An 873-nucleotide genomic window follows, 5' to 3' on the forward strand; every position below is an offset into this window, starting at 1 on the left:
ACCTTTTTGGACAGGCCGGAGGTGACATATTCCTCGATGTTCTCCAAGATGCGCTGCTTGATCTCGCTCTCGTCCTCTACCGGGCCGTCCAGTGTGTACAGCGTTCCGTTGACGCATTTCAGCGGCCACTGTTCCAGAAAGGCACGGCCAAACTGGACTTCGTCAATTTTCTTGCCGTTGTACCAGTCCGGCCATAAGGGGTTGCGGGAAATGTTTTTCTTCATAGGGTGGTTCTCCTTTAGAAAAGTGAAGTGGTGGGGCTCACGGTGAGACCCACCACTTCGGGTGAATAAACTATTAGGCGCACTTCGCCAGAGCAAGACGGTCGGTGCGCTCCTCCAGCATCAGCAGGTACGACCCGGACAGCAGCCGTGCAGCGGCAGCGGCCTTCTGCTGGGGCGTCCCAAAAGCAACGCAGTCCGTCAGGTGCTCGACGGTCTCGGTCATGTGGAGAGCTTCCACGAACCGCTCGTCCAGCGGCTCCTCCGGGGTGGTGGGCTTGTAGCGCTCTCGCCAGTCGTGCAGCAGGTCGAGATAATCGGTCAGCACCCGCAGGCAGTAGGCGATGTCTGCCCACTGCTCGTCTGTCAGGCCACGCTTGGGCGGCGGCAGAGCGATGGCATTGGCGGGCGGCTTATCCGGGTCAAGCCCGAAGTCGTGTATCAGCTTCTCGGCGGCTTGCCGGGGGTTCAGGTCGAACAGCTTGGCGGTGAGGTCGATGGCATCTCCATTGGCCCCGCAAGCGAAACAGTAATAGTAGGATTCGTTCAGCATCATACTGGGGTGGTTGTCGGAGTGGAACGGACAGCACACCATGCCATGGCGGTCGGGCTCCATGCCGTACATCTCTCCCACCTGCCGAACGGTGATGGC

At 59.7% G+C, this 873-nt stretch carries 1 protein-coding gene and 1 pseudogene; both read right to left on the minus strand.

All coding sequences use genetic code 11. The features are described 5' to 3' along the window. A pseudogene (locus AAAU26_RS00060) lies at positions 1-224 on the minus strand (DNA primase family protein); the annotation flags it as partial. Positions 225-297: 73 nt separating this feature from the next. Beyond that, positions 298-873, minus strand: a 576-nt coding sequence (locus AAAU26_RS00065; RefSeq protein ID WP_349180842.1) for a CHC2 zinc finger domain-containing protein, incomplete at its 5' end; no start/stop codon positions are given.

Origin of the sequence: Faecalibacterium longum, assembly GCF_040094125.1 — a bacterium.
Classification (GTDB): Bacteria; Bacillota; Clostridia; order Oscillospirales; family Ruminococcaceae; genus Faecalibacterium; species Faecalibacterium longum.